At 66.5% G+C, this 14,054-nt stretch carries 14 protein-coding genes; 9 read left to right on the top strand and 5 right to left on the bottom strand.

The features are described from left to right. Positions 1-69 precede the first annotated feature (69 nt). Together IFR23_RS01110 and IFR23_RS01105 are read left to right on the top strand one after the other, a co-directional pair. Positions 70-894 (top strand): acyl-CoA desaturase, encoded by an 825-nt coding sequence (locus IFR23_RS01110; protein ID WP_197978229.1) that lies wholly within the window; start codon positions 70-72, stop codon positions 892-894. Between the two features lie 275 nt (positions 895-1,169). After that, positions 1,170-1,958 carry a hypothetical protein gene (locus tag IFR23_RS01105; protein ID WP_192974351.1) on the top strand — a complete coding sequence of 263 codons (789 nt, stop codon included), beginning with the start codon at positions 1,170-1,172 and terminating at the stop codon, positions 1,956-1,958. 47 nt (positions 1,959-2,005) lie between these two features. Here IFR23_RS01105 and IFR23_RS01100 read toward each other — a convergent pair whose 3' ends face one another. After that, positions 2,006-2,791: a metallophosphoesterase family protein gene (locus IFR23_RS01100; RefSeq protein ID WP_192974350.1), complete on the bottom strand. Its 786-nt coding sequence runs from the start codon at positions 2,789-2,791 to the stop codon at positions 2,006-2,008. Position 2,792: 1 nt separating this feature from the next. Next, entirely contained in the window at positions 2,793-3,887 is a 1,095-nt protein-coding gene (locus IFR23_RS01095; protein WP_192974349.1) for a catalase family protein, read from the bottom strand. A gap of 107 nt (positions 3,888-3,994) precedes the next feature. Between IFR23_RS01095 and IFR23_RS01090 the strand changes: the two genes are divergently transcribed. The 5 genes from IFR23_RS01090 (at position 3,995) to IFR23_RS01070 (ending at position 8,879) form a co-directional block, all read left to right on the top strand. Beyond that, positions 3,995-4,669: a fumarylacetoacetate hydrolase family protein gene (locus IFR23_RS01090; protein ID WP_197978228.1), complete on the top strand. Its 675-nt coding sequence runs from the start codon at positions 3,995-3,997 to the stop codon at positions 4,667-4,669. Between the two features lie 44 nt (positions 4,670-4,713). Further along, on the top strand, positions 4,714-6,333 hold the full coding sequence (locus IFR23_RS01085; RefSeq protein WP_192974347.1) for an OFA family MFS transporter: 1,620 nt from the start codon (positions 4,714-4,716) through the stop codon (positions 6,331-6,333). A 59-nt stretch (positions 6,334-6,392) separates the two neighbouring features. After that, positions 6,393-7,286, top strand: a complete 894-nt coding sequence (locus tag IFR23_RS01080) for an SDR family oxidoreductase (RefSeq protein ID WP_192974346.1) — start codon at positions 6,393-6,395, stop codon at positions 7,284-7,286. Between the two features lie 241 nt (positions 7,287-7,527). Then, complete coding sequence (locus IFR23_RS01075; protein WP_192974345.1) at positions 7,528-8,661, top strand: PepSY-associated TM helix domain-containing protein; 1,134 nt, start codon at positions 7,528-7,530, stop codon at positions 8,659-8,661. Further along, a complete protein-coding gene (locus IFR23_RS01070; RefSeq protein WP_192974344.1) occupies positions 8,658-8,879 on the top strand; it encodes a hypothetical protein in 222 nt (73 codons plus the stop codon). The genes IFR23_RS01075 and IFR23_RS01070 overlap by 4 nt, the downstream gene beginning before the upstream one ends. A 34-nt stretch (positions 8,880-8,913) precedes the next feature. Here the strand turns inward: IFR23_RS01070 and IFR23_RS19990 are convergent, their stop codons facing one another. Further along, positions 8,914-9,579, bottom strand: coding sequence for a hypothetical protein (locus IFR23_RS19990; RefSeq protein WP_197978227.1), 666 nt, complete (start codon positions 9,577-9,579; stop codon positions 8,914-8,916). 112 nt (positions 9,580-9,691) lie between these two features. On the opposite strand from IFR23_RS19990, the gene IFR23_RS01060 reads away from it, so the two are divergent. Together IFR23_RS01060 and IFR23_RS01055 are read left to right on the top strand one after the other, a co-directional pair. Further along, the gene (locus IFR23_RS01060; protein ID WP_192145265.1) at positions 9,692-10,360 is read left to right on the top strand and encodes a response regulator; all 669 of its coding nucleotides are present in this window, start codon (positions 9,692-9,694) and stop codon (positions 10,358-10,360) included. Next, on the top strand, positions 10,357-11,724 hold the full coding sequence (locus IFR23_RS01055) for a sensor histidine kinase (RefSeq protein ID WP_244655380.1): 1,368 nt from the start codon (positions 10,357-10,359) through the stop codon (positions 11,722-11,724). Before IFR23_RS01060 ends, IFR23_RS01055 begins: the two co-directional genes overlap by 4 nt. Positions 11,725-11,742: 18 nt before the next feature. Here the strand turns inward: IFR23_RS01055 and IFR23_RS01050 are convergent, their stop codons facing one another. Both IFR23_RS01050 and IFR23_RS01045 read right to left on the bottom strand, forming a co-directional pair. Next, on the bottom strand, positions 11,743-12,201 hold the full coding sequence (locus tag IFR23_RS01050) for a MaoC family dehydratase (RefSeq protein ID WP_192974343.1): 459 nt from the start codon (positions 12,199-12,201) through the stop codon (positions 11,743-11,745). Next, entirely contained in the window at positions 12,201-14,039 is a 1,839-nt protein-coding gene (locus tag IFR23_RS01045; protein WP_192974342.1) for an acetyl/propionyl/methylcrotonyl-CoA carboxylase subunit alpha, read from the bottom strand. Before IFR23_RS01045 ends, IFR23_RS01050 begins: the two co-directional genes overlap by 1 nt. Positions 14,040-14,054 lie beyond the last annotated feature (15 nt).

Here is a 14,054-nt window from a genome sequence, read left to right as displayed (position 1 = left end):
CGAACCCTTAGATTAGGCATATACCTAATTACCGAAGGATGATCAATGCCCTGTCTGTCTACCGCCCGCATGACCGCCTTGCCGCTCAGCAACGCCCGGCACGGCATAGTACGATGGGCGCCGGTGCGCTCGATCTGGATAGGCGGCATGACATTTTGCACGCTGCTGCTGGCGCCATTATACGTCACGCCGGGGGCGGTGGTGCTCTGGCTCGGCACCTCGGCGGTCACGCTCTGCCTTGGTCATTCGATTGGATTGCACAGGCTGCTGATCCACCGCAGTCTCGACGCGCCACGCTGGTTCGAGCGATTGCTAGCCTACCTGGGCACGTTGGTCGGTATGGCCGGGCCACTCGGTATGGTGCGGATGCACGACACACGGGATTGGGCGCAACGGCAGGCGGAATGCCATGATCTGCATGCACATCGGGCATCGTTGCTGCGCGACGCCTGGTGGCAAATGCATTGTCGACTCGATCTCACGCACCCGCCTCGCTTCGAACTTGAGCCACGCCTGCGTGACGATGGCGTGCTGCGTTTTCTCGAACGCACATGGATGGCGCAACAGCTCCCATGGGCACTGCTGTTTCTGTGGGCAGGTGGGCTACCGTGGCTGATCTGGGGCGTACCGGTGCGTATTGCGATCGGCGTCACGGGACATTGGCTGGTCGGCCACATCACGCATCGCAATGGACCCCAGGGGTGGAGCATCGACGGTGTAGCCGTCCAAGGGCATGACCTGCCAGCTGCGGCGCTCATCACGTTTGGCGAAGCCTGGCATGGTAATCACCATGCGTGGCCTGAATCTGCCCGGCTCGTCTTGAACCAGGGCAACACGATCCTGGCTGGTGGGTGCTGCTGGCCCTGCGGAGAACGGGATTGGTATCCGGGTTGAAGGAACCCTGGATGCTGGCGCTGAGGGACGGATTGCGTCGAGTTGACCTCGACTGTTGATCGGTCGCAGACAGCGAACAGTAATGCATTCCCGTAAGCGCGTCGATCGTGCCGAAGGCCGGATGGCGACCGGTATCCAAGCAGGACACACGGGTTATTTCGCTACATCTCATGCGCCAGCGTTTGCGACGATGCCTATCCCGGCGCGCATGAAGTCTTCGTCACATGGCGGCGAGCGGTTGCCGAGCAGGTGTCGCACGGCTAGGCGAACAGCCGATGCGGTCGGCGTACCATCCTTCGTCGATCGAGACGCGCGGTTCGACGCGGCGGCGCAGCGGCGCGTTCGTGCTCACCGTCATCGCGCATATCCTCATTTTGTTGCTGCTGTTGCGACTGGCGCCCTCCGCCGTCGTTAAGCCCGAGGAGCGCCGCGAGCCGGTCACGTTCCAGATCGCCCCGGATCAGACTGCGTCGACGCCCCAGAAGCGTACGCCGTCACCCACCAAGCAGAAGCGTGCGAGCGGTGGTTCGCCGCAGCGCGCGGCACCTCGGGTCGCGTCCGCGCAGGCGCCCCCTGCCCCGCCGAAGTCGCCGCCACCGCTGCCGATCAAGATGCTCGGCGGGATGGAGATGTTCGACGCGGCCGATATCTCGAAGATACCCTCGCACCCCGACGACCAGCTTGCCGGGGGGGACGGTGGTAGCGGGTCGGGCAAGGGTAAGGACAGTGGTTCGGCCTATGGTCCTGGTGAAGGCCCGGGTGGCGAGCGGCTGTACAAGGTCGAATGGTATCGCCGGCCGACCGATGCCGAACTCAACGGCTATCTGAAGAGCGCCCCGCCGCCAAACAGCTGGGCGAAGATCGCCTGCCGGATGATCGCGAATTACCAGGTCGAGAACTGCCGTGCGCTGAGCGAGTCGCCGGTCGGTTCGGGGCTCGCCCGCGCCATGCGGCAGGCTGCGTGGCAATTCCGCGTCCGCCCCCCGCGCGTTGGCGGGAAGCAGATTCTCGGCGGTTGGGTGGAGATCGATATCGAGTTCAATTCGGGCAAGGCACCAGACTAGGCAAACGTCTTGCCCTCCCCCGCCAGGGGGAGGATAAAGGCCCTCAGTCATATCTCACTCGTAATCGAGTGCTTGGCCTCGTCCGACAGCGTCCGCGCCAACGTCTCGAACTGCCCCCCCTCGACGCGGATCTCGTTGAACGCAGGCGGGCTGCCACGCGTGCGCTTCGACAGCGTGCCCGCACCGATCATGCGGATAATCCGCCCGGCCCGCTCGACCGGCACGTCGAACGGGTCGTGGACGTGGCCCGACAACACCGCGTGCGCGCCGGCCTCGGCCAGTGCCGTCAGTGCCTCGTCGCCATGCCGTGTCTTCGCCGTGCCCATGGTGCCGCCCTCGATCAGCGGGTGATGCGCACCGATGATGATCAGATTGCCCTTCGGCACGTCGGCAATCATCGCCAGCGCGCGCTTGAGCGATCCGGGGCTGACGCGGCCCTTCGACCAGTTCCAGCGCCACTGCGCCCGCGCGGTCGTCTTGAGCGGAACCACGGTCACGCCGGGAAGCTCCAACGGCTTCTCGATCATCTGCTCGACCGCTGCGTAGCGCTGGTACGGCGCGAACAGCCGGCGGAACGGATCCCAGTAATAGGGGATGTCGTGATTGCCGACCTCGAGCGTCACCGGCACGCCGAGTGACCGCAGCCAGTCGCCGCCCTGCTGGAACTCGTCCTTCGTCGCGCGCATCGTCAGGTCGCCGGTCATGATGACGGCGTCGGGCTTTTCTTCCGCGACACGCTCGGAGAACCAGGCGATCGCCGCCGGGTCCTCCGCGCCGAAATGCACGTCGCTGACGTGGAACAGCTTCAAGCCGGCGCGCCCCGTTTCTATCATCTCAGGCAATTTCGGACAGCTTGGCGGGCTCGTGCATCGGGCATCCGTTGAACTGGCCACGGAAGTCCGCCGACTGCTTGTACGTTTCCTTGCGTGCGCGATTGACGCCACCGAGCGGCTGATGCGCGGTGATGCCGTGCCAGATGCTGTACGACAGCGCGTCGTCGGTGCGATCCGTCACCCCGTGCTCCCACGAAAGCTGCGGCGGAATTTCGAGCGTTGCGACGGTCACGAACGGGCTCTGCTCCGCGTCCCAGACCGCGGAGGCATCCTCGATCGGCATCGCATCGAGGTCCGTGCTGAGCTGGACGCGGAATTCCCAGGTGCCGCCATGCTCGATCATCTCTTCGCCGACGACTTCGCGCAAGGCATCCGGCCGTGCCGAGACGTTCACGGTGTCGCCCGTCAGACGCGTGATCCCGGGCGAGACGGGGAACAGCGCGACCTTCGCGATATAGTCGCCGTGGCGGAACGGCGTCTGCGAATAATAGGTCTCGCCGAGCGGATGGACGGGCTTTGCGCCGCCGAGCCGGGACAGCGTCGTGGACTGGGCGCCGACCGCTTCGAGCGCCGACTCGACCACGCGGAAGGTCGCCGACATCGCCTTCTTCACGCCCTCGAACCGATCGGTCGTCTTCGACAGGAGTTTGAGGTTCTTGGCGAACGACTTGGCATCGGGCGCGGCAAACGCCGGGCCGTTGACCATGATGAAGTCCTGCGTCGTATCGCCTTCCGACCCCGGCAGCCGCACGCCGTCGACGTCCAGGATCTTCAGCGCGAGACCGCGCGGCAGGCTGATGCTGTCGTCGAGAATGTCGCCGGCGTTGGTCGAGATACGGATGATCGCCTCGTGCGTGCCGGGCGTCGCGAAGATACCCTGCGCGAGTTCGGACGGGAGATTATCCGCGATCGTGAACGTCCCGCGCGCGATGCCGTGCGCCTTGGCATGCACCGAGCGGACCGCGTGGCCGTAATCCTGCGACGTGGTCTCCAGGATATCCTGGAACGAGTCCTTCAGGCCCTGCAACGTCTCCTGCTCGTCGGACGCGATCGTCTCCACGGACGGATCGAAACGGACGGGCGGGTTGCTGGGCATGCATATCTCCTCGGGGTACGCATCGGTAACCCGTTGCCCCGGCGGACGTTCCGCTTTCGTTGCAAACCGGGCGCCAACGCGTGATGAAGGCCGCCAAAGGAGCCATCATGCACATCCCACACGTCACCGCGCCGACCGTCGCGATCGCCGGCACCACCGACCGCTTTCCCGTCCGCCGCATTTTCTGCGTCGGGCAGAACTATGCCGACCACGCCCGCGAGATGGGCTCCGACCCCGACCGGCAGGAGCCGTTCTTCTTCTCCAAGCCCGCCGATGCGATCGTCGCGAACCGGAGCACGCTGCCCTTCCCGCCCAAGACCGAAGACCTACACCACGAAGTCGAGTTGGTGATCGCGCTCGGCTCGGGCGGCAAGGATATTGCGGTCGAGGACGCCGCTGCGACGATCTTCGGGGCTGGCGTCGGCATCGACCTGACGCGCCGCGACCTCCAGGCGGCGGCGAAGAAGGCCGGGCGGCCATGGGACATGGCGAAGGGCTTCGATCGCTCCGCCCCCGTCGGCGCGCTCACGCCAGGCGTGCCCGCAACCAAGGGCAGCATCGCACTCGCGATCGACGGCGAGACACGTCAGTCCGGCGACCTGTCGATGATGATCTGGAGCGTGCCCGAGATCATCGCGACGCTGTCCACCTTCGTCGAGCTGGCGCCGGGCGATTTGATCTTCACCGGCACCCCCGCCGGTGTCGGACCGATCCAGCGCGGGCAGACCGTGCGCGCGACGATCGACGGGTTCGAAACACTGGAGGTGACATTCGCCGCGTGATCGCCCATCGTCCGGCGCATAAACGATACTAAACAGGGGGTTGCATGCCGGACACGAGAGACCTGGGCGCGGAGGGCTTTCTCAGCAGGGCCCGAACCGTCGCCGCACCCGGCTTCAATCGCTGGCTGGTGCCGCCCTGCGCACTCGCGATCCACCTGTGCATCGGCATGGCGTACGGGTTCAGCGTGTTCTGGCTGCCGCTGTCGCGCGCGATCGGGATCACCGATCCGGTCGCCTGCCCCAATCTCTCGCTGCTCGGCGCGCTGACCACCACGACCTGCGACTGGCGGGTCAGCGACCTGGTCTGGACGTACACACTGTTCTTCGTCGTGCTCGGCGCCGCCGCCGCGATCTGGGGCGGCTGGCTCGAACGCGCCGGCCCGCGGAAAGCCGGAGTGGTCGCCGCATTCTGCTGGTGTGGTGGCATGGGTATCGCCGCGATCGGCATTTCCACGCATCAGCTCTGGCTGATCTGGCTCGGCTCGGGCGTGATCGGCGGGATCGGGCTTGGGCTCGGCTACATCTCGCCTGTCTCGACGCTGATCAAATGGTTTCCCGACCGGCGCGGGATGGCGACCGGGATGGCGATCATGGGCTTTGGCGGCGGCGCGATGATCGGGGGACCGCTCGCCGACCTGTTGATGAAGCATTTCGCGAGTCCCGCAGGCGTCGGCGTATGGCAGACGTTCCTGGTGCTCGCCTGCGTCTACTTCGTGTTCATGATGGCCGGCGCGATCGGCTACCGCGTGCCCGCCGAGGGTTGGGCGCCCGCCGGCTGGACTGCACCGACCAGCGCCAAGGCTTCGATCAGCCGCTTCAACGTCGCGCTGTCGGACGCGCACCGCACGCCGCAATTCTGGCTGGTGTGGCTGGTGCTGTTCTTCAACGTCTCCGCGTCGATCGGGATCATCGGCATCGCCTCGCCGATGTTGCAGGAACTGTTCGGCGGACGCCTGATCGACGCGCCGAGCGTGTTGTTCACTGCGTTCGACGACGACCAGAAGAAGGCGGCGGCAGCGGTCGGCGCAGGCTTTGTCGGTGCGATCAGCCTGTTCAACATCGGAGGGCGGTTCTTTTGGGCTTGGCTGTCCGATCGGATCGGCCGCAAACCCTTGTTCGCCACGATCCTCGCAGCAGGCGCGGTGCTCTACGGTTTCGCCGCACCGGCTTTGGCTGGGACCACGCTGGGCCTGTTCATCCTGGTCTTCTGCATCCTCGCCTCGATGTACGGCGGTGGTTTCGCGACTGCGCCTGCGTATCTCGCCGACCTGTTCGGGACGAAATATGTCGGCGCGATCCATGGGCGGTTGCTGACCGCCTGGTCGACCGCGGGCGTGGTCGGGCCGTTGCTCGTCGCGAACATGCGTGACCGCGCGATCGCGGCGGGTGTGCCTCGCAGCGATATCTACCCGCCGATCTTTCTGGTGCTGGCGGCGATGCTAGTTGCGGGGTTCGTCGCAAACCTGTTCGTCCGGCCGGTAGCTGCCAAGTTCCACATGGCGGCGGATGACCGTCCTATCGCGGTCGACACGGTGGCTGGCGGTACGGCTGCTGCGGCAACCGGAACATCGCCGATCGTCGTCTTCGCATGGCTGGCAGTCGGGCTGCCGATCCTCTGGGGGATCTACATGACGCTGTCGAAGGCGTTGATCCTGCTCAAATAGGACGCAACCTATCCGCGCCGACATGGGTTGCCCCTGCTCAATCTTTACAGGAGCAACCCATGGCCGACCGGCTCACGATGCAGGATCCGCGCACGCAATATCCGCAGCCCCCCTTCCCGCAACAGCCGCAGGAAGCACCGGGGATCGCGTCGAAGATGGACCCGAAGCCCGATCACGGCGAAACGAGCTACAAGGGCTCGGGCAAGCTGTCGGGGCGCAAGGCGCTCATCACCGGCGGCGACAGCGGCATCGGCCGTGCCACGGCGATCGCCTATGCGCGCGAAGGCGCCGATGTCGCGATCGTCTATCTCCCCGCCGAAGAGGCCGATGCGAAGGAAGTCGTCGCACTGATCGAGGCGGAGGGCCGCAAGGCCCTCGCGCTGCCGGGCGACGTGAAGGACGAGTCGTTCTGTCGTACGGCCGTGCAGCAGACGGTCGATGCGTTCGGCGGCCTCGACGTGCTGGTGGTCAACGCCGGGCGCCAGCAGACGCGGCCGACCGTCGCCGACATCTCGACCGACGATTTCGACCAGACGATGAAGACCAATGTCTATGCCTTGCACTGGTTCGTGCAGGCTGCCGTCCCGCATCTCCCCGTCGGCGCGGCGGTGGTCACGACGGCGTCGGTGCAGGGCTATGATCCGTCGGACAATCTGCTCGACTATGCGACCACCAAGGCGGCTATCGTCGCGTATACCAAGGGTCTCGCCAAGCAGCTGATCGAGAAGGGCATTCGCGCCAACGTCGTCGCACCGGGGCCGTTCTGGACGGTGCTCCAGCCCAGCGGTGGCCAGCCGCAGGAGTCCGTCGAGACGTTCGGATCGAAGAGCCAATTCGGCCGTCCGGGCCAGCCCGTCGAGATCGCGCCGGTGTACGTGCTGCTGGCCTCGCAAGAAGGCAGCTACATCACCGGTGAAGTCTACGGCGTTACCGGCGGCGCTGGGGTAGCCTGACCCCCTTATCCTCCCCCGCAAGGGGGAGGTGGCTGGCCCTTGCCAGACGGAGGGGGAGGCAAGGATCACCGTCGTTGCGCGTTCCTCCCCCTCCGACACCTGCGGTGCCACCTCCCCCTGGCGGGGGAGGATAGCTAAGAGGCCCGCTCAATCCCGCTATTGCACATCGTTATCAAATCTGTACCTGTGCGCTGGTGACCGCCCAGCAAATCATACCCCTCGGCAAGACCGCGCCCCGCGCATGACTCGCGGCACGATCAAGACCTGGTATCTCGTCCACAAATGGACGAGCCTGATCTGCACCGCGTTCCTGCTGATGCTCTGCGTGACCGGCCTGCCGCTGATCTTCGACGAGGAAATCGACGGCTGGCTCGACCCGCCGGCGCCGATGGCGACGCTGCCAGCAAACACGCCGTCGCTGTCCCTAGACGCCATTCTGGCCAGAGCGGCGAAGGCGGCCCCTGGCGAAATTCCGCTTTACGTCAGCTTCGACGACGAGCGCCCGATCGTCTACGTGACGACCGGCCCGACGCCCGACGCAGCTCCCGCAGCGATGCACTTCCTCGCGTTCGACGCGCGCACCGGTACCAAGATGCCCCCTTATGTCCCTGGCGTGATGGCGTTCATCCTGAAGCTCCACACCGATATGTTCCTCGGTTTCTGGGCGGAAATCTTCCTGGGCGTGATGGGCCTGCTGTTCTTCGCCGCGATCGTATCGGGCGTGGTGCTCTACGCCCCGTTCATGGCCAAGCTCGACTTCGGCACGTTGCGTCGCGGGCGCAGCAAGCGGCTCGGCTGGCTCGATCGCCACAATCTGCTCGGCATCGTGACGCTCGCCTGGGCTAGCGTCGTCGGCGTGACGGGTACGATCAACACTTTCGTCGTGCCGATCACCGGCATCTGGAAGGCGAACGGCCTTGCCGAGATCATCGCCAGCGAAGCGCGGACGCCATTGCCCGCCCAGCGCGCCTCGGTGCAGGCCGCGCTCGACGCGGTGCAACGCAAGGCGCCCGAGATGAAGCCGCAGTTCATCGCCTTTCCCGGCGTCGTCTTCAGCAGCCACCACCATTATGCCGTCTTCCTGAAGGGCGCGACGCCGCTGACGTCGAAGATGTTGCTGCCCGGCTTCGTCGATGCCGCGACCGGACGGCTCGACGCGGTCGTGCCGATGCCGTGGTACATGCAGGCGATGCTGCTCGCACAGCCGCTGCATTTCGGGAATTACGGCGGCCTCGCGATGAAGATCATCTGGGCGCTCTTCGACATATTGACGATCATCGTGCTCGGCAGCGGGCTGTATCTTTGGCTGCGTCGTCGCGGCGGTCCGAGCGACCAGCGCGTCCGCGAAGTCGTGATGGCGGGAGAAATCGCATGACTCACAAGACCAACGGCCAGATTTTCGCGTTGCCGATCCTGCTTGGCGTGTCGACCGTTGCCGGGCTCGGGGCAGGCCTGATCGGTGACGGCGTCTGGGATGTCGGCGCAGGCCTGCTGCTCGCGCTGCCGCTGGTCGTGACCGGCCGCTACTGGGTCCGCGCGCCCGAACCGGTGCTGCGCCGCCAACAACTCCGGACTGCACCGATACGCCGATAATGCGGGCCGGCATGATACCGGCCCCGCGCTGATGTCAGGTCGCTGGTGTGGCCTGCCGGGCGGGTGCAGTCGCCGGCGTCCCCGCAGGAGCAACTGGCGCCGGAGCGACTGCACCATTCGCCGTCGACGGAGCCGGTGCCATACCGGCTGACGGCGGCGGGGGAGCACCCGGACCGCGATCCGGACCACCAGGACCATCGCGGCCGGGTCCATCACGATCTGGCCCATCTCGGCCGGGACCATCAGGCCCATCGCGGCCAGGCCCATGCGGGCCATGCCGCGGGCCCCCGACCGGGCCGAGCGCCGTCACCTTGCCGCCGGGCGCGACCAGGAACGAGGCGTGGACGAAGCCATCCTCGAACCGGCCCTGGATCGTTACCGGCTGACCGGCCGCAACCAGATTGCCGCCCTCGCCATCACGTCCGAGATCGACCAGCGCGCGGCCGGTGCTATCCGCCATCACGAACTTGTTGCCGTATTTTTCGGCGACCCGCCCGCGGATCGTGACGATCCCGTCGGATTGGAGCGAGCGGATCGCGGTTGGCGTGGCAGGCGCCATCGTCACGCTCGGGCGCGTGGCGGCGACGGTGACGGCACCGGCTGCACCACCGACGACGAGCAGGCCGGCCGCGGCGAGCGCAAGGCGGTTGCGGCGGAAGTCGAAGCGCGTCTTCGGGGCGGTATGGGAATGGTCGGTCACTTGGGTCGTTCCTCTCGTTGGTTGACGAATCACCGTCTAGGCCCGCGCTGCCGACGCCCGCTGAACCAAGCCGTTCAGATTCCGTTGGGGTCTCAGGGATAGGGACAGACGCATGCGGGTATTATTGGTCGAGGACGATGCGGCGATCGCCGACGGGCTGGCGCGGGCGTTGCGTGCCGAGCATTTCGCGGTGGACGTCGCCAGCAACGGCGAGGACGGCGGGCATCTGGGGGCGACCGAACTGTACGACGCAGCCGTGCTCGACCTCGGCCTGCCCAAACGCGACGGCCTGTCGGTCTTGCGCGACTGGCGCGCGGCGGGACGCGACCTGCCCGTCCTGATCCTCACCGCCCGCGACGGCTGGTCGGAAAAGGTCGAGGGGTTCAAGGCCGGCGCGGACGACTATGTCGTAAAGCCGTTCCGCGTCGAAGAGGTCGTCATGCGACTCCGCGCACTGGTCCGTCGCGCCGCCGGCCACGCGGCATCGCGAGTCACCTGCGGGCCGCTGACGTTCGATGCGCAACTCGGCACGTTCGAGCTGAACGGCCTGCCGCTGAAACTCACCGCCTTCGAATGGCGCGTCCTCTCCGCGCTGATGTTGAGACGGGAAGTGGTGATCGAGCGCGCAGATCTGATCGAACGCGTCTACGAAGGCGATGCGGACGTCGACTCGAACTCGATCGAGGTCATCATCGGCCGGCTGCGGCGGAAGATCGGTCCGCAGATGATCGAGACGGTCCGCGGCCGTGGGTATCGCCTGACCGCGGATACGGCGCCATGACGATGCGCCGCCGCTCTGTCATTCCCCGGTCGCTGTTCGGACGCATGCTCGCGATATCGGCGATCTCGACGTTGCTTGCGCTGGTATTCGCGGGCGTGACGATCGGCCACGTCCTCGAACGGTTCGTGATGCACGGCCTCGACGACCGGCTCGATGCGCAGGTGTCGGTGCTCGCACGCGCGGTCCGCCCGGATGCGACCCTCGACCGCACCCGGATCGTCAACCTGCCCGGTTTCGACCAGCCCGGTTCGGGGTGGGCTTGGCAGGTCGAAGGACCCGCTGGCAGCTGGCGGAGCACCGTCATGTCGCTCCGGATGGCGCCGGGCCAGATCGCGCCGGGGCCACCACGTCTTGACGGTCGGCGCGACAGTAATGGCCCACGTCCCGGCGAAGGCCGCGGAATGCGTGGTGAACGGCTCCATTCGCGAACGCTGACGGTGACGACCCGGATCGGCCCCGTGACGATAGCGGCGTTCGGCCCGCGTCGGATCGTCGAGGCGCCGCTACGGGAAGCGATGATCCCGCTGCTTGGCTCGCTCGCGCTGCTTGGGCTCGGCCTGGCACTCGCCACGCTCTTGCAGTTGCGGATCGGGTTCAGACCACTGCGCGATCTGCGCCTCTCGCTCGCCGCAGTACGCGCCGGCACCGAACGTCACGTGCCCGCCGACCAGCCCGGCGAACTACAGCCTCTCGTCACCGAATTGAACGCGCTGATCGACCAGAACGCCGCCGGGCTCGCGCATGCCCGCCAGCATGTCGCCAATCTGGCGCATGGCCTGAAAACCCCCCTTGCCGCGCTTTCGCTGAAGCTTGCAGAGGCGAACGCGGACGACGACGTTCGCGATATGGTCGACCAAATCGATCGTCGGATACGCCATCATCTGGGCCGCGCTCGCGCCGACGCTGCGGGCAGCGGAGCGCGCGTGCAGACCGCGCTCGCCCCCGCGATTACCGACATCGTCGCCGTGTTGCGCCGTATCCACGCCGAGCGGCCGCTCCGGATCGAGATTGCCGTCGCCGACGAGATGTCGGTCGCGATCGATCCGCAGGATCTGGACGAGATGATCGGCAATCTGCTCGACAATGCCTGGCGCCATGCATCGACGGCCATCGCGCTGACTGCCGTGGCGGAGGGCGCTTTCGTCTCCCTCGCCATTGCCGATGACGGACCTGGTCTGAACGAGATCGCGGTGGAACAAGCGCTGCTGCCGGGTCGCCGCCTCGACGAGAGCGAGGGGGGGCACGGCTTCGGCCTGTCCATCGCGCGCGAGCTAGCCGAGTTGAACGGCGGTAAACTCACGCTCGGCCGGTCCGCCGAACTTGGCGGTCTGGCCGCGTGCCTGATCTTACCTGTCCGGAGCTGAACGGGCGACCTTTACCCGCTATCCAGCCGCTACGCGCCGCGCGATCAGGGCGGTGCGCAGGCATTGGCAGACGATCTCGTCACGTTGGTTGATGAGGCGGTGCGTGAAGGTGACGATGCCCGCGTTCGGGCGCGACTTGCTGGGCTTCAGCTCGGTGACTTCGGTCTCGCAGCGCATCGTGTCGCCGATGAAGACGGGTTTCGGATGTATCAACTTGTCGTAGCCGAGATTGGCGACGAGCGTGCCGAGCGTCGTCTCGCCGACCGACAGTCCCACCATGAGCGCGAAGGTGAAGGTGCCGTTGACGAGGATTTGGCCGAACTCGCTCGCCTTCGCCGCCTCGATGTCGAGGTGCAGCGGCTGCGGGTTGTGAGTCATCGTCGAGAACAGGAGGTTGTCCGTCTCGGTCACCGTGCGGCGGATCTCGTGCTCGATCCGGTCGCCGATGCTCCAGTCGTCGAAATAGCGGCCGGCCATTAGGAATCCTTCTCGATGCGGACGAGCATGGTGCCCTCGGTCACCTGTCCGCCCTCGATTGCGTTGAGGTTCGCGACGGTGCCGTCGAACGGAGCTGTCAGGGAGTGCTCCATCTTCATCGCCTCGAGCGTGACGAGTTTCTGGCCCTTCGCGACGATATCGCCCGCTGCGACGTCGACCGCGATGATGCGGCCCGGCATTGGGGACAGGATCGCGCCGTCCGCTGCTCCACCCACGGCGACACCCGACGCACGCCACGGCTTGAGCTGCCAGGTCTGGCCGGCTTCGGAGATCAGGACGTCTTCGAACGCCGACGTCGTACTGGCCTGTCCGTCGAGATCGACCTCGACCGGTTCGCCGTCCAGTAGAAACGTCGCACTACGGCGCGGCGCGGCATTGAGGCGGAAGCCGGCGATCAGATCGGCGGACACTAGCGCGCCGGCGGCCTCAGCCAACGCCTCCTCGGTCGGGTGCGTCGGCGGCATGAGCGCGTCGCCTTCGCGGGCGATCAGCCCGGTGTCGAGCGTGCCCGCTACGAAGTCGGGATGGTCGAGCGCCTCGACGAGGAACCCCGCGTTTGAGCGTACCGGCCAGACGACCGCACCGTCTAGCGCATATGCCAAGGCCTCGCGCGCAGTCTCTCTGTCTTCGCCCCAGACGATGACCTTGGCGATCATCGGGTCGTAGAAAGGCGAGATTTCAGCTCCCTGCTCTACCCCGGTATCGACGCGAGCCGAGGTGCCGAGGTCGAAGCGTTCGAGCGTGCCGATCGACGGCAGGAAACCCTTGGCGGGATCTTCCGCATAGAGCCGCGCTTCCATCGCCCAGCCGTCGATCGCCAGCTCATCCTGCCGCTTGGGAAGCGACTCGCCCGACGCGACGCGGAGTTGCCATTCGACGAGGTCCTGGCCGGTGATCTCTTCGGTGACCGGGTGCTCGACCTGGAGCCGCGTGTTCATTTCCATGAACCAGATGCGGTCGGCGCGGAGGCCTTCGCTGGCGTCGGCGATGAACTCGATCGTGCCGGCGCCGACGTAATCGACTGCCTTGGCGGCTTTGACCGCGGCGGCGCAGATCGCTTCGCGGGTGGCGGCGTCCATACCGGGTGCGGGGGCTTCCTCGATCACCTTCTGGTGGCGGCGCTGGAGCGAGCAGTCGCGTTCGAACAAATGGACGACGTTGCCGTGGCTGTCGCCGAAGACCTGCACCTCGATATGGCGCGGCGAGAGGATGTATTTCTCGATCAGCACGTCGGTGTTGCCGAACGACGATGCCGCCTCGCGCTGGCACGAGACGAGGGAGTCGGCGAACTCTGCGGCCGTATCGACGCGGCGCATGCCCTTGCCGCCGCCGCCGGCGACCGCCTTGATAAGGACGGGGTAGCCGATCGCGTCGGCCTCCGCCTTCAGACGTTCGGGGGACTGGTCATCGCCGAGATAGCCCGGCGTAACGGGCACGCCCGCGGCGATCATGCGCTGTTTGGCGGCGTCCTTCAGACCCATCGCGCGGATGCTGTCGGGGTTGGGGCCGACCCAGCCCAGCCCGGCGTCGAGCACGGCTTGGGCGAAGTCGGCATTCTCCGACAGGAAGCCGTAGCCGGGGTGGATGGCCTCGGCGCCGGTCTGCTTCGCGGCGGCGATGATCCGGTCGCCGACGAGGTAGCTTTCGCGCGCCGGGGACGCACCGATGTGGAAGGCTTCGTCGGCCTGGCGGACGTGGAGTGCGTTCGCGTCGGCGTCCGAATAGACTGCGATCGTGCGGATGCCGAGCGCCCTTGCGGTGCGGATGATGCGGCAGGCGATCTCGCCGCGGTTGGCGATCAGGAGCGATTCGATCATCGGTTCAGCCGAGTG

The organism is Sphingomonas sp. CFBP 13603, assembly GCF_014892665.1.
Classification (GTDB): domain Bacteria; phylum Pseudomonadota; class Alphaproteobacteria; order Sphingomonadales; family Sphingomonadaceae; genus Sphingomonas.
This window is presented reverse-complemented; position numbering and strand designations above follow the sequence as displayed.

What these genes read in the sequence shown, in the direction of transcription:
- IFR23_RS01110 (WP_197978229.1), top strand. Translation starts at nt 70, where the DNA reads ATGACCGCCTTGCCGCTCAGCAACGCCCGGCACGGCATAGTACGATGG.
- IFR23_RS01105 (WP_192974351.1), top strand. Translation starts at nt 1,170, where the DNA reads ATGCGGTCGGCGTACCATCCTTCGTCGATCGAGACGCGCGGTTCGACG.
- IFR23_RS01100 (WP_192974350.1), bottom strand. Translation starts at nt 2,791, where the DNA reads ATGATAGAAACGGGGCGCGCCGGCTTGAAGCTGTTCCACGTCAGCGAC.
- IFR23_RS01095 (WP_192974349.1), bottom strand. Translation starts at nt 3,887, where the DNA reads ATGCCCAGCAACCCGCCCGTCCGTTTCGATCCGTCCGTGGAGACGATC.
- IFR23_RS01090 (WP_197978228.1), top strand. Translation starts at nt 3,995, where the DNA reads ATGCACATCCCACACGTCACCGCGCCGACCGTCGCGATCGCCGGCACC.
- IFR23_RS01085 (WP_192974347.1), top strand. Translation starts at nt 4,714, where the DNA reads ATGCCGGACACGAGAGACCTGGGCGCGGAGGGCTTTCTCAGCAGGGCC.
- IFR23_RS01080 (WP_192974346.1), top strand. Translation starts at nt 6,393, where the DNA reads ATGGCCGACCGGCTCACGATGCAGGATCCGCGCACGCAATATCCGCAG.
- IFR23_RS01075 (WP_192974345.1), top strand. Translation starts at nt 7,528, where the DNA reads ATGACTCGCGGCACGATCAAGACCTGGTATCTCGTCCACAAATGGACG.
- IFR23_RS01070 (WP_192974344.1), top strand. Translation starts at nt 8,658, where the DNA reads ATGACTCACAAGACCAACGGCCAGATTTTCGCGTTGCCGATCCTGCTT.
- IFR23_RS01060 (WP_192145265.1), top strand. Translation starts at nt 9,692, where the DNA reads ATGCGGGTATTATTGGTCGAGGACGATGCGGCGATCGCCGACGGGCTG.
- IFR23_RS01055 (WP_244655380.1), top strand. Translation starts at nt 10,357, where the DNA reads ATGACGATGCGCCGCCGCTCTGTCATTCCCCGGTCGCTGTTCGGACGC.
- IFR23_RS01050 (WP_192974343.1), bottom strand. Translation starts at nt 12,201, where the DNA reads ATGGCCGGCCGCTATTTCGACGACTGGAGCATCGGCGACCGGATCGAG.
- IFR23_RS01045 (WP_192974342.1), bottom strand. Translation starts at nt 14,039, where the DNA reads ATGATCGAATCGCTCCTGATCGCCAACCGCGGCGAGATCGCCTGCCGC.